Annotated in this window: 22 protein-coding genes; 2 read left to right on the top strand and 20 right to left on the bottom strand. The window is 69.2% G+C overall.

Annotation, left to right across the window (positions count from 1 at the left end; genetic code table 11):
* Window positions 1-25 precede the first annotated feature (25 nt).
* Window positions 26-994, top strand: a complete 969-nt coding sequence (locus tag ACK5NO_RS12255) for a DUF4439 domain-containing protein (protein ID WP_416812966.1) — start codon at window positions 26-28, stop codon at window positions 992-994.
* Here the strand turns inward: ACK5NO_RS12255 and ACK5NO_RS12250 are convergent.
* From ACK5NO_RS12250 to rpsB, 15 genes are all read right to left on the bottom strand, one after another.
* Window positions 991-2,793, bottom strand: a complete 1,803-nt coding sequence (locus ACK5NO_RS12250) for a proline--tRNA ligase (RefSeq protein ID WP_416812965.1) — start codon at window positions 2,791-2,793, stop codon at window positions 991-993. The two genes, ACK5NO_RS12255 and ACK5NO_RS12250, sit on opposite strands and share 4 nt — an antisense overlap.
* 283 nt (window positions 2,794-3,076) lie before the next feature.
* Window positions 3,077-3,763, bottom strand: a complete 687-nt coding sequence (locus ACK5NO_RS12245; RefSeq protein WP_416812964.1) for a hypothetical protein — start codon at window positions 3,761-3,763, stop codon at window positions 3,077-3,079.
* Between the two features lie 117 nt (window positions 3,764-3,880).
* Window positions 3,881-4,573, bottom strand: a complete 693-nt coding sequence (locus ACK5NO_RS12240) for a response regulator (protein WP_416812963.1) — start codon at window positions 4,571-4,573, stop codon at window positions 3,881-3,883.
* Window positions 4,570-5,721 (bottom strand): sensor histidine kinase, encoded by a 1,152-nt coding sequence (locus ACK5NO_RS12235; protein ID WP_416812962.1) that lies wholly within the window; start codon window positions 5,719-5,721, stop codon window positions 4,570-4,572. Before ACK5NO_RS12235 ends, ACK5NO_RS12240 begins: the two co-directional genes overlap by 4 nt.
* 49 nt (window positions 5,722-5,770) lie before the next feature.
* Complete coding sequence (locus tag ACK5NO_RS12230) at window positions 5,771-6,712, bottom strand: GNAT family N-acetyltransferase (protein WP_416812961.1); 942 nt, start codon at window positions 6,710-6,712, stop codon at window positions 5,771-5,773.
* Window positions 6,709-7,839, bottom strand: coding sequence for a flavodoxin-dependent (E)-4-hydroxy-3-methylbut-2-enyl-diphosphate synthase (ispG, locus tag ACK5NO_RS12225; RefSeq protein ID WP_416812983.1), 1,131 nt, complete (start codon window positions 7,837-7,839; stop codon window positions 6,709-6,711). The genes ACK5NO_RS12230 and ispG overlap by 4 nt, the downstream gene beginning before the upstream one ends.
* A 43-nt stretch (window positions 7,840-7,882) precedes the next feature.
* Window positions 7,883-9,193 (bottom strand): M50 family metallopeptidase, encoded by a 1,311-nt coding sequence (locus ACK5NO_RS12220; protein ID WP_416812960.1) that lies wholly within the window; start codon window positions 9,191-9,193, stop codon window positions 7,883-7,885.
* Window positions 9,194-9,218: 25 nt separating this feature from the next.
* Window positions 9,219-10,394, bottom strand: a complete 1,176-nt coding sequence (gene dxr / locus ACK5NO_RS12215) for a 1-deoxy-D-xylulose-5-phosphate reductoisomerase (RefSeq protein WP_416812959.1) — start codon at window positions 10,392-10,394, stop codon at window positions 9,219-9,221.
* Window positions 10,391-10,945, bottom strand: a complete 555-nt coding sequence (locus ACK5NO_RS12210; protein WP_416812958.1) for a DivIVA domain-containing protein — start codon at window positions 10,943-10,945, stop codon at window positions 10,391-10,393. The genes dxr and ACK5NO_RS12210 overlap by 4 nt, the downstream gene beginning before the upstream one ends.
* Window positions 10,945-12,054, bottom strand: coding sequence for a 23S rRNA (adenine(2503)-C(2))-methyltransferase RlmN (rlmN, locus tag ACK5NO_RS12205; protein WP_416812957.1), 1,110 nt, complete (start codon window positions 12,052-12,054; stop codon window positions 10,945-10,947). The genes ACK5NO_RS12210 and rlmN overlap by 1 nt, the downstream gene beginning before the upstream one ends.
* Window positions 12,051-13,157: a phosphatidate cytidylyltransferase gene (locus tag ACK5NO_RS12200; protein WP_416812956.1), complete on the bottom strand. Its 1,107-nt coding sequence runs from the start codon at window positions 13,155-13,157 to the stop codon at window positions 12,051-12,053. Before ACK5NO_RS12200 ends, rlmN begins: the two co-directional genes overlap by 4 nt.
* A gap of 33 nt (window positions 13,158-13,190) precedes the next feature.
* On the bottom strand, window positions 13,191-13,748 hold the full coding sequence (gene frr, locus ACK5NO_RS12195) for a ribosome recycling factor (RefSeq protein WP_416812955.1): 558 nt from the start codon (window positions 13,746-13,748) through the stop codon (window positions 13,191-13,193).
* Window positions 13,749-13,779: 31 nt separating this feature from the next.
* Window positions 13,780-14,526 (bottom strand): UMP kinase, encoded by a 747-nt coding sequence (pyrH, locus tag ACK5NO_RS12190; protein ID WP_416812954.1) that lies wholly within the window; start codon window positions 14,524-14,526, stop codon window positions 13,780-13,782.
* A 59-nt stretch (window positions 14,527-14,585) separates the two neighbouring features.
* Entirely contained in the window at window positions 14,586-15,425 is an 840-nt protein-coding gene (tsf, locus tag ACK5NO_RS12185; protein ID WP_416812953.1) for a translation elongation factor Ts, read from the bottom strand.
* A gap of 11 nt (window positions 15,426-15,436) precedes the next feature.
* Entirely contained in the window at window positions 15,437-16,327 is an 891-nt protein-coding gene (gene rpsB / locus ACK5NO_RS12180; protein ID WP_416812952.1) for a 30S ribosomal protein S2, read from the bottom strand.
* A gap of 363 nt (window positions 16,328-16,690) precedes the next feature.
* Here rpsB and ACK5NO_RS12175 point away from each other — a divergent pair, with 363 nt between their 5' ends.
* Window positions 16,691-17,281 carry a peptidoglycan DD-metalloendopeptidase family protein gene (locus ACK5NO_RS12175; protein ID WP_416812951.1) on the top strand — a complete coding sequence of 197 codons (591 nt, stop codon included), beginning with the start codon at window positions 16,691-16,693 and terminating at the stop codon, window positions 17,279-17,281.
* On the opposite strand, the gene ACK5NO_RS12170 is transcribed toward ACK5NO_RS12175, so the two are convergent.
* From ACK5NO_RS12170 to ACK5NO_RS12150, 5 genes are all read right to left on the bottom strand, one after another.
* Window positions 17,235-18,068 carry a FliA/WhiG family RNA polymerase sigma factor gene (locus ACK5NO_RS12170; protein ID WP_416812950.1) on the bottom strand — a complete coding sequence of 278 codons (834 nt, stop codon included), beginning with the start codon at window positions 18,066-18,068 and terminating at the stop codon, window positions 17,235-17,237. The two genes, ACK5NO_RS12175 and ACK5NO_RS12170, sit on opposite strands and share 47 nt — an antisense overlap.
* Before the next feature lie 9 nt (window positions 18,069-18,077).
* Window positions 18,078-19,022, bottom strand: coding sequence for a tyrosine recombinase XerC (locus tag ACK5NO_RS12165; protein ID WP_416812949.1), 945 nt, complete (start codon window positions 19,020-19,022; stop codon window positions 18,078-18,080).
* Window positions 19,023-19,155: 133 nt separating this feature from the next.
* Window positions 19,156-20,364: a DNA-processing protein DprA gene (locus tag ACK5NO_RS12160; RefSeq protein WP_416812948.1), complete on the bottom strand. Its 1,209-nt coding sequence runs from the start codon at window positions 20,362-20,364 to the stop codon at window positions 19,156-19,158.
* Complete coding sequence (locus ACK5NO_RS12155) at window positions 20,361-21,878, bottom strand: YifB family Mg chelatase-like AAA ATPase (RefSeq protein WP_416812947.1); 1,518 nt, start codon at window positions 21,876-21,878, stop codon at window positions 20,361-20,363. The genes ACK5NO_RS12160 and ACK5NO_RS12155 overlap by 4 nt, the downstream gene beginning before the upstream one ends.
* The gene (locus ACK5NO_RS12150) at window positions 21,875-22,231 is read right to left on the bottom strand and encodes a YraN family protein (protein ID WP_416812946.1); all 357 of its coding nucleotides are present in this window, start codon (window positions 22,229-22,231) and stop codon (window positions 21,875-21,877) included. The genes ACK5NO_RS12155 and ACK5NO_RS12150 overlap by 4 nt, the downstream gene beginning before the upstream one ends.
* Window positions 22,232-22,297 lie beyond the last annotated feature (66 nt).

The following is a 22,297-nucleotide window of genomic DNA, read 5'->3' as shown; positions in this document are numbered from 1 at the left end:
CGCGCCGCGTGGCATGATGGCGGCCATGAAGGCTCGCGCACCCTGGGCGATGGCCCTGCTTGCGGCCCTGACGCTCACCGCATGCTCGTGGCGCATGGAGACTCCCGACCCGCAGTGGCCCTCCCCCGACGCCGCCACGCTCATCAGGGACGCCGCCGCTGAGCGCGAACAGGCCGTGATCGACGCCGCGACAGCGGGTTCGGCTACGGCCGAGGGCGCCGTGCTCGCCACCATCGAGGCGGCCGATGCGCCCGCGCGGCTTGACGCGCTCGGCGGGGTCTACGTTGCCTATCCCGACGCCACGACTAGCCCCAGCCCCTCCCCCACGCAGCCGAGCCTTGACGATGCCGTCACTGAGGCTCGCGATGAGGCCTTGGGGCAGTCGCTGAGCGTCGACGACGCCAACCTGGCCGCGATCTTGGGGGCCACCGGTCTCGCCCACGCCTTGTCCGCATGGTTCGCCCAGTTCGGCTCGGCCACCGCCGCGGGCCAGGAGGTGGTGGTGGCCGTGCGTCCACTACCGAGCGATGCCCTGTCAAACACCGCGCTTGTCCCTGGCGAGCCCACTGCGATCGACGCCGCCACGCTGTCCGACCTCGCGCTCGAGCACGACCGGGCGCGCTATGCCTACGAGGTCATCGCTGCCCGCGCTTCAGAGGACCTGCGCGCCCAGTGGCTCGCGCGCCGGGACCTGCAGGCCGAGCGTGCCGAACAACTGCTGGCCTTCGAGGGGGTCGAGGACCAGCGTGAGTCGGTCTACGTCCTCACGCTCGATCAGGTTGCCGATGCGGGAGACGCCCTGGCGACCGCCATCGAGGTCGAGACCGGGCTGGCAGAGACCTACGCGGAGCTCGCGGCAACCGCCGATGCCGTCGACAGGCCCTGGCTGCTCAACGCCGCGTTCGACGCCTACGCTCAGGCGCTCGCGTTCGGCCCGGCGACAGCGGACGCTTTTTCCGTGCCTGCTCTGCCGGGGCTCATCACGGCGGACTAGGCCGCCAGGCCCTCCCGCACGCGACGCGCCACCTCAGCCACCGCATCGGCCACGGGCAGTGCCTCGCTCGCGCCCGTCGCGCGGGTCTTGAGCTCGACCTCACCCTCAGCAAGGCCGCGGCCAACCACCAGGATGTAGGGGGCTCCGAGCAGCTCGGCGTCCTTGAACTTCACGCCGGGCGAGACCTTGGGACGGTCGTCGTAGAGCACCTCAATGCCCTGCGCCTCAAGCCCCTCGGCAAAGGACTGCGCGGCCTCGAAGACCGCATCGTCCTTGCCGGTGGCGACCACGTGAACGTGGTACGGCGCGACCTGGATGGGCCACGCGAGGCCCAGCTCGTCGTGGTTGTTCTCGGCCAACAAGGCGACGGCACGCGTCACGCCAATGCCATACGACCCCATCGTGACAACCTGCTGCTTGCCGTTGACGTCAAGCACCTGCAGGCCAAGCGCCTGGGCGTACTTGCGACCCAACTGGAAGATGTGGCCAATCTCGACGCCACGGGCAAGTTCGAGCGGACCGGAGCCATCGGGGGCGGGGTCGCCCGCGCGCACGGTGGCCGCCTCGATCGTGCCGTCGGCACGGAAGTCCCTGCCCATGGTGAGGTCGAACACGTGCTTGCCATGCGCATCGGCGCCGGTAATCCAGCGGGTGCCCTCGACCACGCGGGGGTCGACCAGGTACGGGATGGCGGTGTCGCCCTCGTCGCCGCGGGCCACGCCCTCCGCGCGAGCCTGCGGGCCCAGCGCGCCGGGGCCAATGTAGCCCTTGACCAGCTGCGGGTGGCGCTCAAAGTCAGCATCGGTGGCGGCCTCGACATCGGCAGGCGACAGCGCGGCCTCGAGTCGGGCCATGTCGGCGTCGCGGTCGCCGGGCAGTCCCACGACCAGCAGCGTGCGCTCGCCCTCGGGGCTGGTCACCGCGAGCACCACGTTCTTGAGGGTGTCGGCGGCCGTCCAGTCGCGGTCGGCGCGCGGGTGGGCGGCGTTGGCCGCGGCCACGAGCGTCTCGATGGTGGGCGTGTCGGGGGTGTCCTCGACGTGCGCGGCGGGCGCATCGGCCCAGTCGATCGCTGCAGGCGCGGGCGTCGTGACGGCCTCGACGTTGGCGGCGTAGCCACCGGGCGAGCGCACGAACGTGTCCTCACCCACCTCGGTGGGAGACAGGAACTCCTCGGACTTCGAGCCGCCCATTGCACCCGACTGCGCCTGCACGATCACGTAATCGAGGCCAAGGCGCTCGAAGATGCGCACGTAGGCCGCGCGCTGCGCGGCGTACGAGGTGTCCAGGCCCTCGTCGTCAATGTCGAACGAGTACGAGTCCTTCATGACGAACTCGCGACCGCGCAGCAGGCCCGCGCGGGGGCGCGCCTCGTCGCGGTACTTGGTCTGGATTTGGTAGATCGTCAGCGGCAGGTCCTTGTACGAGCTGTACAGGTCCTTCACCAGCAGGGTGAACATCTCCTCGTGCGTGGGCGCGAGCAGGTAGTCGGCGCCCTTGCGGTCCGCGAGGCGGAACAGGTTGGGGCCGTACTCGGTCCACCGGCCCGTCGCCTCGTAGGGCTCGCGCGGCAGCAGCGCCGGGAAGTGGACCTCCTGGCCGCCGGCGGCGTCCATCTCTTCGCGCACAATCTGCTCGACCTTGGCGAGCACCTTGAGGCCAAGCGGCAGCCACGTGTAGATACCGGGCGCGGCGCGGCGAATGTAGCCGGCGCGCACCAGCAGCTTGTGCGACGCCACCTCGGCGTCAGCGGGGTCCTCGCGCAGCGTGCGCAGAAACAGTGTGGACATGCGAAGCATGGGGTCAAGCGTAGCGGCGCGGGCGGAGGGAGATCCCCTCGCTTCCGTCAAATGGATCCATTTGCTCGGGTGTGGGCGCCCTCCATGTGAACCAAACGGATCCATTTGCTCGGTTGTGGGGACCCTCCATGTGAACCAAACGGATCCATTTGCTCGGGTGTGGGGACCCTCCATGTGAACCAAATGGATCCATTTGACGGGGTGGGCACGGCCGATGCGCCTGCTGGTTGCCGTACGCACGACACCGCCCGCCGGGAGTCCGGCGGGCGGCGCGGGGTGCTGGCTAGGAGCCTGCGCCCTGCCGGGTGGCCCGCTCCAGCGCCACCGCGACGATGGTGAGGAGCACGGCGGCGACGGCGGCGCCGATCCAGGTGGCCGCCGAGACCATGAAGGCGACGAACGCGAGCAGGGCCGCGGTGGGGGCCCACCAGGACGCGCGGCGTGCACGCCACAGTGCGGCCGTGATGAGCGGGAGGGCCAGGAATAGGCCGAGCATCGCGGGCACCTGGAGCAGTGGGAAGGCCCAGGCTTGCTGCTCGACGAGGGTGAAGACCTTGTCGATTGCCTCCGGACCGTACAACTGGCCGATCGACGACTGGATCCAGTCGACCATGAGCATGCCCGGCATGGTCGCCAGGGCACACAAGCCCAGCACGGCGGCGACGTTGGCGATCGCGCGGCCGCGGCCCTTGATCGAGCCTGCGAGCAGGACGGCAGGCGCGACCCACAGCGCATACGCCCAGTGGTAGCCGAAGGACTTGATTTGGAGCGCGGCCATGCCGTCGGTGTAGATCTCGTACATGACCATGCCGGACGCGCCCGCAGCGGGGTCCGCGAGCGCGGCGACAGTGGCGAGCAGGCCTGCAAGGACGGGCATCGCGATGAGCGCCCAGCGACGCAAGCGCACGGCGAGCGGTTGGACGGGGAGGTCCGTCGCGAGCGCGGCGGAGGTGGGGACAGTGGTAGACATGCGGGTGATTCCCTTCGAGTGGAGCGGACCTCACCAGAGTCGCCGCCGCGCCACCACAGCGGATCGGGCACGCGCGTGAAATCTGACTCCCCCTGGGGACGGAGGTTCCCCTCCCCCTCAGGACGGAGCGGGTCCGTCGCCCGGAGTCACCACCCCGTGCTCATAGGCGTAGATCACGGCCTGCACCCGATCGCGGATCCCGAGTTTGGCGAGCACGTTGGAGACGTGTGTTTTCACGGTGGCCTCGGAAACGAACAGCGCCGTCGCAATGTGCGCGTTGGAGGCGCCGCGCGCCATGAAGGACAGCACCTCGAGTTCGCGCGCGGTCAGCGCCGCCAGTTCGCGGCTCGCCGACGGCACGCGCACGGCCGCCCTTGTCACGAAGGCGTCGATCACCCTCGCGGTGATGCGCGGCGACAGCAACGATTCTCCCGCCGCGACCACGCCGATCGCCGCCACCAAATCCTCGGCAGGGGCATCCTTGAGCATGAACCCGGACGCGCCGACCTGGAGCGCGGCGAACACGTACTCGTCGAGGTCGAACGTGGTCAGCACGAGCACTCGCGTGGGTAGCCCAGCGGCGATGATCCGCTTGGTGGCCTCAATCCCGTCGAGCACGGGCATGCGGATGTCCATCAGCGCGACATCGGGACGCTGGGCGCGGATCACCGCGAGCGCCTGCTCGCCGTCTCCGGCCTCCCCCACCACCTCGATGCCCGGTTCGCCCGCAAGCAACGAGGTAAATCCCGCCCTCACCATGCCCTGGTCGTCGGCGATGACGACCTTCACCGGCGCCTGAATGTCGGTCATGCCACTGCCTCCCGAGGAAAACTCGCGCGGACCGTGGTGCCGATGCCACGCGACGACTCGACCACAAGTTCGCCGGCATAGAGGCCCACCCGCTCTCGCATGCCCACCAGGCCGTGGCCCCCACCCGAGGACCCGTCGCGAGACTCGGCCATCCCCTTGCCGTCGTCACTGACCGTCACCACCACCGCGTCGGCGCGCCAGGCGATCTCGATGCCTACTCGACGTGCCTGAGCGTGGCGAGTGGCATTGGTCAGCGCCTCTTGCGCGACCCGATAGACCGCCAGATCCATACCGGGCGACAGCACGCCTGGCTCGCCGCTCACCGTGAGCGTCACGGGAGTGGAGTCGGTCGTGACGCGCGCCACGAGCCTCGGCAGCTCCGCGAGTCCGGGCTGCGGGCTGCGGTCGCCGTCGACCCCGCCTCGCAGCACCCCAAGCAGGCGTCGCATCTCCCCCATCGCCTCACGCGTGACGGCCTCGGCGGCGGCAAGATCCCGCGCCTCAGCCTCCTGTGCGTCGCCGAGCCGCCTGCGCACGGCCTGCAACTGGATGGTGACGACCGTCAGGGAGTGCGCGACGACGTCGTGCAGCTCCCGGGCGATGCGAGCGCGCTCGTCCGCCACCGCATCGGCCTGGCGGCGTTCCTGCTCCTTTTCGAGCCAATCTGCCAGCGCGATGGCCTCGGCAGAGCGCTGGGCGCGCGCCGCGGTGGCCACGCCCACGAGCCACGGGCCCGAGATGAACACCACCGCTGCGGCGAGGTCAGAGAACTCGAAGGAGGTCCGCGCGAGCGCGGCGCCCACGAATGGCACACCGAGAATCGCAAGGCCCACGTAGCGGCGCGGAGGCGGCGACTCGAAGCCCACGGTGTAGGAGATCAGCACGAGCGCGAGCACGGTCGAAAACTGCCCCGCGGGATTAGTGATGAGGTCTGCGATCACCAAGATGCTCGCCACGGCAAGCGGCGCGCGCCGCCGCCACGCGAGCGCGATCACGCCCACCAGCGCGACGGCCACCATCCAGGGGTCTCGGTCGTCACCACGGGTGGTGGTCTCGGCGATCGTCAGGGCGACGAACAGCCCGGCGATCGCGATGTCGATCGCCGGCGGTCTCAGTGTGCCCAGCGCGGGCAGGGACGGTGCCCTCACGAGGGAAACGTAATGCACGCCTGGGCCTGAGCGGAAGGGCGTGCGCGCGTCAGAACATCACGGTGGCAAAGGTCCCGACCGTGCGCATGCCCACCGCTCGGTAGGCCGCGAGGGCGCTGGCGTTGAAGTCGTTGACGTACAGCGACACCATGGGCGCAGTATCCGCACGCACGGTGTCGATCACGGCGGCAAGGCCCGCGCGCGCCAGGCCACGGCCCCGCAGGTCAGGGTGGACCCACACGCCCTGCAACTGAGCCACGCCACCCCCCAGTGCCCCCACGTCCGCCTTGAACACGACCTGGCGGCGTCCGTGGACCACGCCGTACTGAAGGAAGGCGCGCCCCGCCCTCACCAGATAGTGCAGGCGCTCCTCGTACGCGACGCGACCATGACGCATGGGGTCGTAGCCCACCTCGCCAATGAACATGTGGACGCACGCGGGCAACAGGTCGTCGTAGTCCTCGTCGCGCGCGCGGCGCACGGTCTCGAGGGAGAGCACGGCCTCGAGGGAAGGCGCTGGTTCGCTCACAGGTGAGGGCCGATGCGCGGGCCCGTCGATCAGCATCGACGCCTGCCGCTCGCGCACCTCCCGCGCGGGACCCCACCAGGGCTCGACCCTTCCCCACAGGTCGAGGGTCACGCGAGCCTCCCCCACGAGCGCAGCGGGGCGCGACAGGCGGGCGATCACGGCGGCGGCGATGTCCGCCCGCAGGTCGTCGTCCGCGGCCTCGTCGCCGGTGGAGGGCAACACCAGGCACAGGTTGGCCCCGGCCCAGATCAGGCCGATGGTGTCGTGGCTGAACCCCGAGCGTCGCCGCACCACCCACATGCCGGCGGGCACCGTGCCAGAGGCGAGCGCCGCGTCAAGATGCATCGCGGGCACCACCGTGGCCACAGGGTCCTGGGCACACAGCGCCTGGAGCACGGGCAGATCACGCCGCTGCGCCGGCGCCAGCGAATGCTGGGCACGCCGGAGCAGCGAATCGGTCATGGCGTCAGCACAACGGGCGCGGAGCCCTCGACGGGCTCCATCGATTCGGCAATCCTCATGGCCTCTTCGATGAGGGTTTCCACAATCTGTGACTCGGGCACGGTCTTGATGATCTCGCCCTTGACGAAGATCTGCCCCTTGCCGTTGCCGGAGGCGACGCCAAGGTCGGCCTCGCGGGCCTCGCCGGGACCGTTCACGACGCAGCCCATGACGGCGACGCGCAGCGGCACTTCCATGCCCTCGAGCCCAGCAGTGACCTTCTCCGCGAGCTCGTACACGTCCACCTGGGCCCGGCCGCATGAGGGGCATGACACGATCTCGAGCTTGCGCTCGCGCAGGTTGAGCGCCTGGAGGATCTGCAGGCCCACCTTGACCTCCTCGACAGGAGGCGCGGACAGGGACACCCGAATGGTGTCGCCGATGCCGCGGCTGAGCAGCGCACCGAAGGCCGTCGCGGACTTGATGGTGCCCTGGAAGGCGGGGCCGGCCTCCGTGACGCCCAGGTGCAGCGGCCAGTCACCGCGCTCCGAGAGCATTTCGTAGGCGCGCACCATCACGACGGGGTCATTGTGCTTGACGGAGATCTTGAAGTCGTGGAAGTCGTGCTCCTCGAACAGGCTCGCCTCCCATACTGCGGACTCGACGAGAGCCTCGGCCGTGGGCTTGCCGTACTTGTCGAGCAGGCGCTTGTCCAGGCTCCCGGCGTTGACGCCAATGCGCAGCGAGGTGCCGTGGTCCTTCGCCGCCTGGGCGATCTCCTTGACCTGGTCGTCGAACTTCTTGATGTTGCCCGGGTTCACGCGCACGGCGGCGCAGCCAGCCTCGATCGCGGCGAACACGTACTTGGGCTGGAAGTGAATGTCGGCGATCACAGGGATCTGCGACTTGCGAGCGATAGCTGACAGCGCATCGGCGTCGTCCTGGGTGGGGCACGCGACGCGCACAATGTCGCACCCAGCGGCTGTGAGCTCCGCGATCTGCTGGAGCGTGGCGTTGATGTCGTGCGTCTTGGTGGTGGTCATGGACTGCACCGAGACGGGGGCGTCACCACCGACGTACACGCTGCCAACCTTGATCTTGCGGGTCTTGCGGCGGGGCGCGAGGGTGGGCGCGGGCATCGCGGGCATTCCGAGTCCGATGGAAGTCACTGATCCATTATCCCCGTGACCGCTAGAGCAATTGGACCGGCGCGACGATGTCAGCGACGATCAACACGAGGCCCATCAGGAGCAGTAGCCCGAACACGCCGTATGCCAGGGGCATCATGCGAGCGACGTCGACGGGAGCGGGAGTAGCCCGTGACCGCAGGCGCGCCCAGCCATTCTTGATGGCCTGCCACAGCGCCGACGCGACGTGTCCTCCGTCGAGCGGCACGAGCGGAATCATGTTGAACACGAACAGCGCGAGGTTGAGCCCGCCGAGCAGCATGAGCATGTCGCCGATCTTCTGCGCGGGGCCGTAGCCCTCGACGTCGGCAGAGGCGATCTCGCCCGCGACCTGTCCCACGCCCACGATGCCCATGATCGAGTCCGCACTGCGCTCTTCGAGCCCGAGCGCCGCCTGTGTGACGTCCCACAGGTGAGCGGGCAGCGTCGCGACGACCTCGACCGTGGCGACCAGGTAGTCCCAGGTGAGCCCCACGCCCGCGGTGATCGGCTGGGTCTGGGCGGTGTACTCCGACACCACTCCCAGGTAGCCCACAGTCTCCGTCACGGGATCGCCCGCCTCGTCGAGGACGACGTCGCCGGCGTCGTCGTACACGGCGCGCTCGCGCTCCCCAGCGGTGAAGCTCAGCTCGACCGGCTCGCCGTCACGCTCGACCACGAGCGGCATGGTCTCGCCGGGCGCGGCCGCGATAATCGCGGTGGCCTGCGCCCAGTCCTGCGCCTCGACGCCGTCGACGGAGACGATCGTGTCACCCGCTTCGAGGCCCGCCGCTGCCGCAGGCGAGGCCGGGTCATCGGCGGTGCACTCGACGCTGCCCACCGCCGGGATGCACGGGGTCACCGAGGCGATGGTGAGCGAAGGTGCGGGCGAGCCGACCGTCGTCAGCACGGTAGTGAAGAGGACGACCGCCAGCACGAGGTTGACGAGCGGGCCGCCCATCATGACGATGACCTTCTTCCACCAGGTCAGGTGGTAGAACGCCCGGTGATCCTCCCCCGGCTCAATCTCTTCGACGGCCGCGTCCCGCGCATCGGCAATGACATTGCCAGCCCAGCCGCGCACCTTCACGGGCTTGACCCGGTCGGCGGGAGGGATCATGCCGACGATCCGCACGTAGCCGCCCAGCGGAATGGCCTTGACTCCGTACTCGGTCTCGCCGCGCACGCGCGACCACACCCGCGGCCCAAAGCCCACGAAGTACTCGCTGACTCGCACCCCGAACTTCTTGGCCGGAATCATGTGACCGAGCTCGTGCAGGGCGATCGACGCGAGTAGCCCCACGAAGAACACCAGCACGCCAATGAACGTCGCCATGTGGTTTCCTACAGTCCCTTCAACCTCAGCCGATGCAGGCGCGAGCACGCTGACGCGCCCACTGCTCCGCGTGGTCCACGGCGGCGAGCGACAGCTCTGCCGGGGCCTCGTACTCCTCCACAACGCGCCGGACCGTGTCGACGATCCCGAGGAACGGCAGGGCGCCGTCCACGAACGCCTGCACGCATTCCTCGTTCGCCGCGTTGAACACGGCGGGGTGCAGGGCCGATGCGGCAACAGCCTGGCGGGCGACCCTCACCGCGGGGAAGGCCTCCTCATCGAGAGGCTCAAAGGTCCAGGTGGCCGCACTCGTCCAGTCGCACCCAGGAGCGGCATCCGCGACGCGCTCGGGCCAACCCAGCCCCAAGGCGATGGGCAGGCGCATGTCGGGCGGGCTTGCCTGAGCGATGGTGGACCCGTCGACGAACTCGACCATCGAGTGGATCACCGACTGCGCGTGCACCACCACGTCGATGCGCTCCATGGGAATGTCGAACAGCAGGTGCGCCTCGATCACCTCAAGGGCCTTGTTCATCATCGACGCCGAGTTGATGGTGACCACGGGGCCCATGTCCCACGTGGGGTGCTTGAGCGCGTCTGCTGGAGTCACAGACGCCAGGTCACCGCGAGAGCGGCCGCGGAAGGCCCCGCCCGAGGCGGTGACGACCAGTCGGCGTACCTCGTCGGCGGTGCCCGACCGCAGGGCCTGGGCGAGAGCCGAGTGCTCGGAGTCGACGGGGACGATCTGGCCCGGGCGCTGCACGGCGGCCTTCACGAGTGCGCCACCGGCCACGAGCGATTCCTTGTTGGCCAAGGCGAGAGTGCTGCCGGACTCGAGCGCGGCAAGCGTGGGGCGCAGCCCTACCGATCCGGTGATGCCGTTGAGCACTACGTCAGCGCCGCAGCGTGCGGCTTCCGTGGCAGCATCGGGTCCGCCGATGACCTCGACGCCAGGCAATGCTGAGGAAATCTCGCGAGCGGCGCTGTCGTGGGCGACGGCGACCAGCCGCGCACCGGTGGCCTTTGCCTGCTCCACGATGGCCGCGGGGTCGGAGCCACCAGCGGCCAGCGCCACAACCTCGAAGCGCTCAGGGTTGCGCGCAACGACGTCGAGCGCTTGGGTGCCGATCGATCCGGTCGAGCCCAGCAGCGCCACCGTGCGCTTCGCTCGCGTGGTCACCGTCTCGGGGGCAAGGCTCACGCCGCGCCGAGCAGGATGTCTACGGCACGGGCTAGGTAGGCGTCGACGACCTTTTCGTCGTAGGCCCGCCACGACGAGCGGCGCTTGAAGGAAGCGGCGCGCACCTCATCGGCAGTCAGCGGCTTTCCCTGGTCGAAGAAGGCCGTCATGCGGTCAAGGAGTTGATCCACATCCGCCGCGGAGTAGCCGCCGCGCATCGCGCCCGGCTTGGCGAACCGCTCACCCGCTGGCCGGCGCAGGCGCGGGTACAGGCTCTGGGCGCGCGAGGCGAGATTCTGCATCCACGCGTCCTGCCCGTGCTCGGCGATATAGCGCTCCTTGATGCGGGCCGTGAAGGCGACCTCGAGTCGATCGAGCGCAGAGTCGACGGCCGGCGTCTGATACCCGCCGCGCTGGAGGCCAAAGCTGGCCCGGCGCACGTCGAAGTCCGCCAACTCCTCAGCGGCACCGGGCTGCTCGTAGACGTAGCGCGCACGGCCAAAGTACGCGTCGACGTCCTCGACCTTGTAGCCAAGCTTGGTCGAGCCCGCACGCGGGAACAGATCCGCCATCACGCCTCCTTGATCGCCAGCTGACCGCAGGCGCCATCGATGTCACTGCCACGAGTATCCCTGATAGTCGTCGGAATCCCGTGACCGCGCAGGGTGTGGACAAACTCCTGCTCGACCTGCGGGTCCGAGGCCGTCCAGATCGATCCCGGCGTGGGGTTCAGCGGGATGGGATTGACGTGCACCCACCCCTCGCCGCGCGCCTTGAGCTTGCGACCGAGCAGGTCCGCGCGGTGCGCGTGGTCGTTCATGTCGCGGATCAGTGCGTACTCGATGGATACGCGACGGCCCGTGGCGTCGAAGTAGCGCCGTGCGGCATCCAGCGCCTCGTCCACGCTCCAGCGCGTGTTGATCGGCACCAGTTCGTTGCGCAGTTCGTCGTCAGGCGCGTGCAAGCTCAGCGCGAGGGTCACCGGGATGCCCTCCTTGGCGAGCTTGTCCATCGCGGGCACCAGGCCCACCGTCGACACCGTGACGTGCCGGGCGGACAGTCCGAAACCCTGCGGCTCGGGTGCCACCAGCGCGCGCACCGTCTGGATGACGGCCTTGTAGTTGGCCAGCGGCTCGCCCATACCCATGAACACCACGTTGGACAGCCGCACGCTCTCGCCGAGTTCGCCGTCGCGCGACGCGCGGGCCGCGAGACGCACCTGCTCGATGATCTCCGCGGCAGAAAGGTTGCGCGTGAGGCCCATCTGGCCGGTCGCGCAAAACGGGCACGCCATGCCACAGCCAGCCTGGCTCGTGACGCACAAGGTAGCTCGCTCGGGGTACTTCATCAGGACGGACTCGACCTTGACGCCGTCGTGGAGCTTCCACAGCGTCTTGCGTGTGGCACCGCCGTCGGCCACCAGCGACGTGATGGACGACATGAGCGGGGGGAACATCTGCTCCGCGAGTTCCTCGCGCGCCCCCGAGGGAAGGTCGGTCATGTCGGCAGGGTCGACCGTCAGGTGCGAGTAGTAGTGCGTGGCGAGCTGCTTGGCGCGGAACGCAGGCAAACCCAGCTCGCGCATCGTCTCGACGCGCTCGTCGTGGGACAGGTCAGCGAAGTGGCGCGGCGGCTTGCCGCGCCGCGGTGCGGCCATCTGGAGCAAGGGGCGAGAGGTCATGACGTTCCTAGCAGCAAAGAGAAAACAACGTAAGCGACGGGGGCAGCGATGAGCAGCGAGTCCACACGATCCATGATGCCCCCGTGGCCGGGAAGGATCGAGCTCATGTCCTTGATACCGATGTCGCGCTTGATCGCGGACTCGGCCAAGTCCCCCACGACACCGGCCATCGCGCACGCGGCACCCACGAGAGCGCCCACCCACCAGCGCCCATCGAAGAAGAACCACGCCGCCACGGCCGCTGCGGCGGTACCGAGCAGCAACCCTCCGGCGAAGCCCTCCCAGGTCTTCTTGGGGCTCACGCGCGGGGCCATGGGGTGACGCCCAAAGAGCATGCCTGCCGCGAGACCTCCGGTGTCGGAGCCCACCACGGCCAAGATGACGATGAGCACTCGTTGCCAACCGTCGTTGGCGAGTTCGAGCAAGAGCAGGAATGAGCCGAGGAACGGGATCCACAGCACGGTCATCATCGCCGCGAGGGAATCAGCCATCGTGTTCTCGATGCGCTCGTCCACCACGCGCCACGCGACCGTACCGGCCAGGCCCACCATCAGGGCCACCACCAGCCCTTCAGGACCGCCAAACCAGGTCGCGATGACGAGACCGACGGTCACCAGTGACACGGGCACGAGCGGCACGTGCCGGTCATGCTTCGCGAGCGCTCCACGCCACTCGACGACAGCGAGCAAGGTCGCTGCGGCGACCAGTCCCGCGAAGGCGAGCGGGTGCACCCAGGCCGCGACCACGACGAGGGCGAGCAGCGTCAGCCCCACCACGATGGCCACGGGCATGTTGCGGCCCGAGCGCGACACCGGCGCGACCTGAGCCACGGGCTCCTCGGCCACCCTGACGGTGGCGGGATCCACGCGCACGTCATCGACAGCGTCCTGTGCGGCGTCCACCTCACCTGTCACGGCAAAACGCTGGGCATCCTCGACGGCCGCATGCACGCCCGGCGCCACGTCAGGGTCCGCCCACGCGGGCTCCGAGTGCGTGGGCAACCACAGTGGCGTGGGGCTCGACTGAGTGCCAGCCGTGCCCCAGGGCGCGGGCGACGGCTCTGCCTGCGGCTCGGGGTGGTTGCGACGACGGAAGGGGCTCATGGAAAGGACGCCGCACGAAAGAGCGGCCCGAGGTCAGACCTCGAGCAGCTCGCTTTCCTTGGCCGCCAAGAGCGCGTCGATAGCGTCGACGTTCTTCTTGGTGAGCGCGTCGAGGTCCTTCTCGCCGCGGTTGCCCTCGTCCTCGCCGACCTCGCCATCCTTGACGGCAGAGTCAATCTGGTCCTTGGCCTTACGACGCATGTTACGCACGGTCACACGGGCCTCTTCGGCCTTGGTCTTCGCAAGCTTGACGTAGTCGCGGCGGCGCTCCTCGGTCAGCTGAGGCATCACGATGCGCAGCACGTTGCCGTCGTCCGAGGGGTTCACGCCCAGGTCCGAGGCACGAATGGCGCTCTCGATGTCCTTCTTGGCGGAGGCATCGTAGGGCGACACCAGCACCATGCGAGCCTCGGGCACCGTGATCGCGGCAAGCTGCTGCAGCGGAGTGGGCGCGCCGTAGTAGTTGACGGAGATGTTGGCGAACATGGCCGCCGAGGCCTGCCCGCTACGGATGCTCGCGAAGTTGTTCTTGGCGACGCTCACCGCGTTGTCCATGTGCTCCTCGGCTTCGAGGAGGATCTCGTCGATCACGTGTGCTCCTTGTGTAGTGCGGGCGCGACCGTTAGGCCGTCACCAGCGTCCCGATTGTGTCACCGACAAGGGCGCGAGTCACGTTGCCATGCTCTTCAAGGCCAAACACGCGCATGGGCATGCCGTTGTCCTTTGCCAGCGAGAATGCCGCTGCGTCCATGACGTTGAGGCCCTGGCTGAGGGCGTCGGAGTACGTCACGTGCTCCAGCAGGCGCGCGTGAGGGTCCTTGCGCGGGTCTGCGGTGTAGACACCGTCCACACCGTTCTTGCCCATGAGCACCTCAGTGCAGGCCACCTCAAGGGCGCGCTGAAGGCTCACGGTGTCGGTCGAGAAGTACGGCATGCCTGCTCCCGCAGCGAAGATCACGACGCGCCCCTTCTCGAGGTGACGCACCGCGCGCAGCGGGATGTAGGGCTCGGCGACCTGCCCCATCGTGATGGCGGTCTGCACGCGAGTGGCCACGCCGGCCTGCTCGAGGAAGTCCTGAAGGGCGAGGGCATTCATGACGGTGCCCAGCATGCCCATGTAGTCCGCGCGGGCGCGTTCCATGCCGCGCTGCGACAGCTCCGCTCCGCGGAAGAAGTTGCCGCCGCCCACGACGATGCACACCTGCACGCCTTGGTTCACGGCCTCCGCGACCTCGCGCGCGATCCTGCCGACGACGTCGGCGTCGAGCCCGATGGACCCTCCGCCAAACATCTCGCCTGACAGTTTCAGCAAAACGCGCCGCATCCCTGGGGACTCAATGTCCGGATTCACGGTAGTGGACTCGGGCATCGGGTTCCTCCTGGGGTGCGGCGCGTTGCTGATGGTGAGATTGCCTCCTGGCGGGAAGCCTACGCTCCCACGCGGAAACGCGAGAAGGCAGTGATGGCGCCGCCGGTGTTCTCGATGACCTTGCCGACCGTGGTCTTGGGGTCCTTCGCGAACGCCTGCTCCACCAGGGTGTTCTCCTTGAAGAAGCCGTTCAGTCGGCCCTCAACGATCTTGGGCAGTGCGCCCTCAGGCTTGCCCTCACCCTTCGCGGTCTCCTCGGCCACGCGACGCTCGTTGGCGACGACGTCCTCGGGGACGTCCTCACGCACGAGGTAGGTGGGCGAGTACGCGGCGATGTGCATGGCAACGTCGCGAGCGACCTCACCAGCAGCAGCGTCGGTACCGACCAGGACGCCCACCTGTGCGGGGAGGTCCTTGTTGGTGCGGTGCAGGTACTCGGTCACGACCGGGGCCTCGACGCGAGCGACGCGGCGCAGGACGATCTTCTCGCCCAGGATGCCGGCCTCGGAGTCGATGAGGTCCTGGACGGTGGTGCCGTCCACGGCGGCGGCAAGAGCGGCCTCGGCCGAGTCAGCGCCAGCGGCCACGACGGCAGCGAGCACCTTCTCGGCGAGCGCCACGAACTTGTCGTTCTTGGCCACAAAGTCGGTCTCGGAGTTGAGCTCGATGAGCGTGCCCACCTGACCGCCATCGACGGACTCGATGGAGGCGGCCACGAGGCCCTCGGAGGCCGAACGGCCCTCACGCTTGGTGACGCCCTTGAGGCCCTTCACGCGGAGGATGTCGACGGCCTTGTTCTGGTCGCCGTCAGCCTCGTCGAGAGCCTTCTTGACGTCGAGCATGCCGGCGCCGGTGCGCTCACGCAGCGCCTGGATGTCTGCAACGGTGTAGTTCGCCATGTGCGGTTCCCTTACTTCTCGTCGGCGGCGGGGGCCTCGTCGGCCTTTGCCTCGGTTGCCTCAGCGGCGGGGGCCTCGTCGGCCTTCACCTCTGCGGCGGGGGCCTCAGCGGCGGGGGCCTCGTCGGCCTTCGCGCCGTCGAGCAGCTCCTGCTCCCACTCGGCCAGGGGCTCTTCGGCGCCAGTGGCGTCGGCCTCGTCACCCTTGGGGGTGTGGCGGATGCGCACGCCCTCGGCTACAGCATCGGCGATCACACGGGTCAGCAGACCCACGGCGCGGATGGCGTCGTCGTTACCGGGGATGCCGTAGGCGACGTCGTCGGGGTCACAGTTCGAGTCGAGGATGCCCACGACGGGGATGCCCAGCTTGCGGGCCTCGTCCACCGCGAGGTGCTCCTTGTTGGTGTCGACGATCCACACGACGGAGGGGGTCTTCGCCATGTCGCGGATGCCGCCGAGGGTCTTGTCGAGCTTCTCCTTCTCGCGACGAAGGCCCAGCAGCTCCTTCTTGGTGCGGCCCGAGCCGGCAACGTCGTCGAAGTCGATCTCTTCGAGCTCCTTGAGGCGCTGCACGCGCTTGCTCACCGTCTGGAAGTTGGTGAGCATGCCGCCCAGCCAGCGCTCGTTCACGTAGGGCATGCCCACACGAGCGGCCTGCTCAGCGATCTGCTCCTGCGCCTGGCGCTTGGTACCCACGAAGAGCACGGTGCCGCCGTGGGCGACGGTGTCGCGCACGAACTCGTAGGCGGCGTCGATCTTGGCCAGCGACTGCTGGATGTCGATGATGTAGATGCCGTTGCGCTCGGTGAAGATAAAGCGCTTCATCTTGGGGTTCCAGCGGCTGGTCTGGTGTCCGAAGTGGACGCCCGAGTCGAGCAGCTGGCGCATGGTCACGACGGCCATGGCACTTCCTGTTCCGCACGCGCGTTTGCGTGCCTATGTTGGGGCGGGTTGGTCCCGCGTATTTTGTTGCCGATGCGACCCACCGCGGGTCGAATCCCTGGCGCCATCGCGGTCGGGCACCGAGCAAGAACTCGGACGACGCCCTTCCGGCGCGATCCCTGCCGCATGAGCGGTCGAGAACGCGAATGGCGCGCGATGTCATCCGGGCAGGCCGGATGCAGGTCACGATGATACCGGACGGGGCGTAGGTCACGCGACCGGGTGGCAGGTTCAGCCCGTCCCCAGCGTCCAGCGACGAGGCCCTCTCCCCCGCCTTGCCGCTCGCGGGTGGCGGTAGTCGATGTCACCCAGTGTGCTGGCCGCATGACCCTGCCGTCCACTCGCCTTGTCGTGCTGTGGCTCGCGTGGGCGCTCCTGCTCGCCTCGCCCGCATCTGCGGTCGCCGTGCCGGCGCCGCTCGCCGTCCCTCGTGCTGCCGACGGTTCGCCGTCCGTCATCAGTCCTGTAGAGCCGATGCGCGTGGTGGCTCTCGCTCGAATCCCGCGTCCTGATTGGAAGCCGGGGCGTCGAGGCGTCGACCTCGCCGCGGCGGTCGGGGATCCTGTGCGCTCGCCCGCTGCGGGCATCGTCACCTTCGCCGGGGTGGTCGTGGACCGTCCGGTCCTGTCGATCACTCACCACGACGGCACCATCTCAAGCCTCGAGCCAGTGGTGGCGAGCGTCACCGTCGGCGCCCGGGTTTCCCCAGGGCAGAGTGTGGGCCAGGTCGCCGACACCCCCGGCCACTGCATGCCTGCCGCCTGCCTGCATTGGGGAGTGCGCATCGGCGGTCAGTACGTGGACCCCCTTGACGTGCTGGAGGGCTATGGTCCCGTGCGGCTGCTCCCGCGCGAGCGGGGTGCGTGGGTCAGTCGAAGGCGCCCGTTCGCTGCAGCGACTCACGCAACTTCTTGACCGCACCTGAGTGAATCTGGGAGACGCGCGACTCCGTCACTCCCAGGATCTGGCCGATCTGCGCGAGGGTGAGGTTGTCGAAGTAGTACAGCCGCAGCACCTCTTGCTCGCGCTCTCGGACGCCCTGGATCGCGGCGGCCAGCAGCGCGGTCGTCTCGCGAGCCTCGACCGAAGCCGATGCCTCGGGCGCCGAGGAGTCGATGAGTGCATCCAGCGCGCGGCTCTGCCCGGCGTCGACGATCCCGTCCAGCGCCGCGACATGCGACAGTGCCACCTGAGCGCGCACAGTGCGCACCTCGCCGGTCTGCCAGCCCACGTAGTCGGCGACGTCGCCGTCGGTGACGGGACGCAGCAACTTTTGCTCGAGTGCTCGGTGCGCCTGCTCCAGCACCTTCGCCTTGGAGCGCACGGAGCGGGGCACCCAATCGGCCGCCCGGAGCTCGTCGATAATCGCGCCGCGGATGCGCTGGGCCGCGTAGGTTTCGAACTTGAATCCGCGCTCGGGCTCGAACTTCTCCACCGCATCGATGAGGCCAAAGGTGCCGTAGGAGACGAGGTCTGCAAGCTCGACCATGTCAGGAAGGCGCCCAATCAGGCGCGAGGCCACCTGGGTGACCAGCGGCGCGTAGTGCGTGATCAGCGCGTCGCGTGCGGCCTGACGGGATGCGCCGCTGTCGATGTCGAGGCGCTGCCACCACTGGCCCAACTGTGCGGCGTCGGCGCGCGCGGGCGCGACGACGGCGACCTCCTCGGTGTCCTCGGACAGCACGGGGTTCAGGCTGGTCATGGCGTCTCCCTAGGCGCGCGGATGCGCGAGTTGGTAGGTGGCCCGCAGACGTTCTGCGGATACGTGGGTGTAGCGCTGTGTGGTGTTGAGGCTCGCGTGACCGAGCACCTCTTGGACGGACCTCAGGTCAGAGCCGCCCCCGAGAAGATGCGTGGCGGCGCTGTGGCGCAAGGCGTGCGGGGCGATCTCAGGCAGCTCCGCAAGGCGGCAAAGCTCGTGGACCACCTCGCGCACCTGACGCTGGCCCACGCGAGCACCTTTGCGCCCCAGGAACAGGGCGCGACCGGTCTCGGAGGACACCAGTGCTGGCCGGGCAGTCTCGATCCAGTCCCGAATCGCCCGTGCCGCTGGCACCCCGAAGGGCACCATGCGTTCCTTGTCGCCCTTGCCCGTCACGCGGACCAGCCGTTCGCCAAGATCGATGTCCTGCAGGTCGATGCCCACAAGTTCGCCCACGCGCATGCCCGTCGCGTACAGCAGTTCAGCCATGGCCCAGTCGCGCACGTGCACCGAGTCGCCGTCGTCGCAGCGAGCCTGGGCAATGGACAGCAGAGTCACCACATCGGCAGGGCTCATCACGGCCGGCAGCGTGCTCGCGGCGCGCGCGGAGGCCAAGCGCGCAGCGGGGTTCACCGAGAGTGTGCCGGAGTCGAGTGCCCACGCGTAGAAGGTCCGCACGGCAGCGCCGCGACGCGCGAGGGTGGTGCGGGACAGACCCGCCCCGGCCATCGCCGCGAGCCAAGAGCGCAAGTCCGCGAGCGCGACGTCGGTCAGGACAGCATCGGCCTCATCACCGTTGTCGATGCTGGATCCGCCAGCGCAATGGGAGGCCAGGTGTAGCAGATCGCCGCGATAGGCGCGCACCGTGTTCTCGGACAGCCCGCGCTCATGGCGCAGGTAGCCCTCGAACTGGGCGATCAGATCAGCCTGATCACCGTCTCCCCTCGTCAGCATGAGGCCACTGTGGCATCGTCACATGCGTCAAATCAACCCCTCGTGTCACATTTGTCACATCAACCTCATACTTCACGTGTGGTTTGTCCTGATTTGGGAGGGATTCCAGGGAAGTCGGTCCCGTCTTGCGTCCTCAGATCAGTGAAGCGCCGGACCGACGCCGCCACCCTCCCCTGTCGCGTTCCACCAGGCCAGTCGCCTCCATCCGACCCAAGGCCGCGCGCACCTGTGGCGCTGTCAGTCCCGCGGTGACAGCGATGTCGCCCTCGAGCAGGCTCCTCCGCCCCAAGGCATCGAACGCGGCCCGGTCCTCGGGCCTGGCGAAGTCGAGCCTGCCCGTGTCCACGTCCGGCTGCACCACGGCCGCGATCTCGAGCGGTCCCGTGAGCTCGATGACCTCGGCCGCGCACGTGACCAGCACCGCCTCCTGATCGCGCACGAGCCGGTGACACCCCACAGAGCTCGCGCTGGTCGCGGGCCCCGGCACCGCCGCCACCGGGCGCATCAGCCGCTGCGCGTGGCCCACCGTGTTGAGCGCCCCTGAACGGTGAGCGGCCTCGACCACCACCGTCGCCGCGGCACACGCGATCACCCTGTTGCGGCTCAGAAAGCGCGAGCGGTGCGGCGCCCATCCAGGCGGCACCTCACTCACCACCAGGCCAGAGCGCATGGTGCGAGCCAGGAGATCGGAGTTGCCCACGGGGTACAGACGGTCCACCCCACCCGCCATGACGGCCAGGCTCTGGCCGCCTGCCGCGAGCGCTCCCCGATGCGCGGCGGCATCGATGCCATACGCGCCACCCGACACCACGACCCTTCCCGCTTGCGCAAGGTCGGCAGCGAGTTGCGCCGCCATGTGGTCGCCGTACGCCGTGCACGAGCGGGCGCCGACCAGCGCCACCGCCTGGCTTCCCAAGACGCGCAGATCGCCGTCGCCACGCACCCACAGGACGAACGGAGCGGCGACCCCAAGATCGTCGACCGCGTGCGGCCACTGCGGATCCCCTCGCAGCACGATCCGCGCCCCACACTGCTCACTGCGCTGTCGCACCGCGTCGACGTCGAGGTCTGCGGCGCGGCGCCCCCACCGCTCGCTCGCCCGCACCAAGGTGTCGACGTCGCGGGGCTGCAGTTCGGGCGCGAGCGCATGGGTGGCGGCAACAGGGTCGGCCAACGCCTGGGCGAGCCACGTCAGCGCCGCTTGCGGGCCCCACAGGTGCACGAGGGCTCCCGCAGCCTCGTCGCCAGGCTCAGCCAGAACGCTCCACGCAAGCCACGCATCGGCGACGGTGGCGGCGGAGCGCTCGAGCCGCCCACCCGCGGCGGCGCTGACGAGGTTCATCCCGCCCCTCCCCGCGAGCGCAAGGTCAGGGCCTGCGCGACATCGTCGGGGCCAGGGCTGTCACGCCCGTCGAGATCGGCGAGCGTCCACGCCACGCGCAGGGCGCGATCCGCCCCACGCGCCGTGATCACGCCACCCTCGAGCGCCTGCCAGATCAGCGCCGCACTGCCTCGTGCGGTGTGGCGGCGCAGCCACGTGCCTGACGCCTGCGAGTTCAGGGTCCAGGGGGTGTCGCTCAGCCGTGCGGCGGCCGCCGCGCGTGCGCGCACGACGCGGGCCGCGACGGCGGCGGAACTTTCGGCCGGTTCCGCGGAGGCGCCCCGCACCGGCATGACCTCCACCTGCAGGTCCACCCGGTCCAGGAGCGGGCCAGAGAGTCGGCCAAAGTAGCGCCGCCTGGCCATCGGCGAGCAGTCGCAGCGCTCACCGGTGCCGTAGAAGCGTCCGCACGGGCACGGGTTTGCGGCCAACACCAACTGGAATCGCGCGGGGTATCTCGCTGTGCCGTGCGCGCGATGCAACACGACCTCGCCGTGCTCGAGCGGCTGGCGCAAGGTTTGCAGCACCCGTGCGGGGAACTCGGGAGCCTCGTCGAGAAACAACACCCCGGCGTGCGCGCGAGAGATGGCGCCGGGCCTGGCAAGCCCCGACCCGCCGCCCACGATCGATGCTGCAGAGGCACTGTGGTGCGGCGCCTCAAAAGGCGGCGTGCGCAGCAGCCCTCCGGTGGGGTCGAGCGTGCCAGCGAGCGAATGGATGGCGGTCGTCGTCACGGCGTCCTCGTCCGTGAGGTCCGGCAGGATGGTCGGGAGTCGCCGCGCGAGCATGGTCTTGCCGGCCCCGGGCGGCCCCGACATCAGCAGGTGATGACCCCCTGCGGCAGCGACCTCGAGCGCCCACCGAGCCTCCTCCTGCCCTTGCACCTCGGCGAGGTCGACCTGCTCCACGAGCGCAAGCGGCTGCGTGGGCAAGGGCACTGGCGCGCTCGTGGTGGCGACGGCCGTGGTCGCACCATAGGCCTGCGCCAATTCGGCGAGCGTCACGAGCCCCGCGACCTCCACGCCGGGCACGAGCCGAGCCTCATCGAGATTCGCCCCTGGCACCGCGACCCGCTCCGCGCCTCGCGCAGCGGCCGCCGCAACCGCGGGCAGTACTCCCGGGATGGGACGGACCCGCCCATCCAGACCCAGTTCGCCAATGTGCGTCACGCCGGCCGCGCGCACGGGATCGATCTGTTCTGCTGCCGCCAACACCGCGACAGCGATGGCGAGGTCCGTCCCCGTTCCGCTCTTGGGCAACGAGGCCGGTGACAGATTGACCGTGATGCGCCGCTGGGGCCACGCGAGACCCGAGCTAGCCACGGCGGCACGCACCCGGTCCCTTGCCTCGGACAACGACGCATCGGGCAGTCCGACAATCGTGAACCCCGGCAGGCTCGACCCAATGTGCGCCTCGACGTCAACCAGGTGGCCGGTGAGGCCCGACAGCACCACGGCACTCGTGCGCCCGATCACTCGATGCCCCGCACGTGATCGAGCACCGCCGCCCCCGCGGCGGGCAGCGACACCGCGACGGCATCAATACGCACCGAGGCATAGCTGCCGTCGTGAGCCTCGAGCCACAGGGCGATCAGGCGCCTGAGGCGGGCCACCTTCTCCGCGGTCAGCGCTTCGAGCCCGCCCCCGTGCGTCCCGCCACGTCGGGTCTTCACCTCGACTGCCACGAGCGTCGCTCCATCGAGCGCCACGATGTCGAGTTCACCCCTCGCGCAGCGCCAATTGCGCTCGAGCACCTCCCAGCCGAGTTCGCCGAGCCTTCGCGCGACGACGTCCTCGCCGTACCGCCCCACTTGCCGCCTGACGTCCACGGGTCACCTCCGCGACCCACAGTGGTGGCACCCAGGCGACCACCACAAACGGCGAGGGCCGATGCT

Source organism: Demequina sp. (genome assembly GCF_047975725.1).
GTDB lineage: Bacteria > Actinomycetota > Actinomycetes > Actinomycetales > Demequinaceae > Demequina.
The sequence above is the reverse complement of the archived record's forward strand: the minus strand, read 5'-3'. Positions and strand labels throughout refer to the sequence as shown.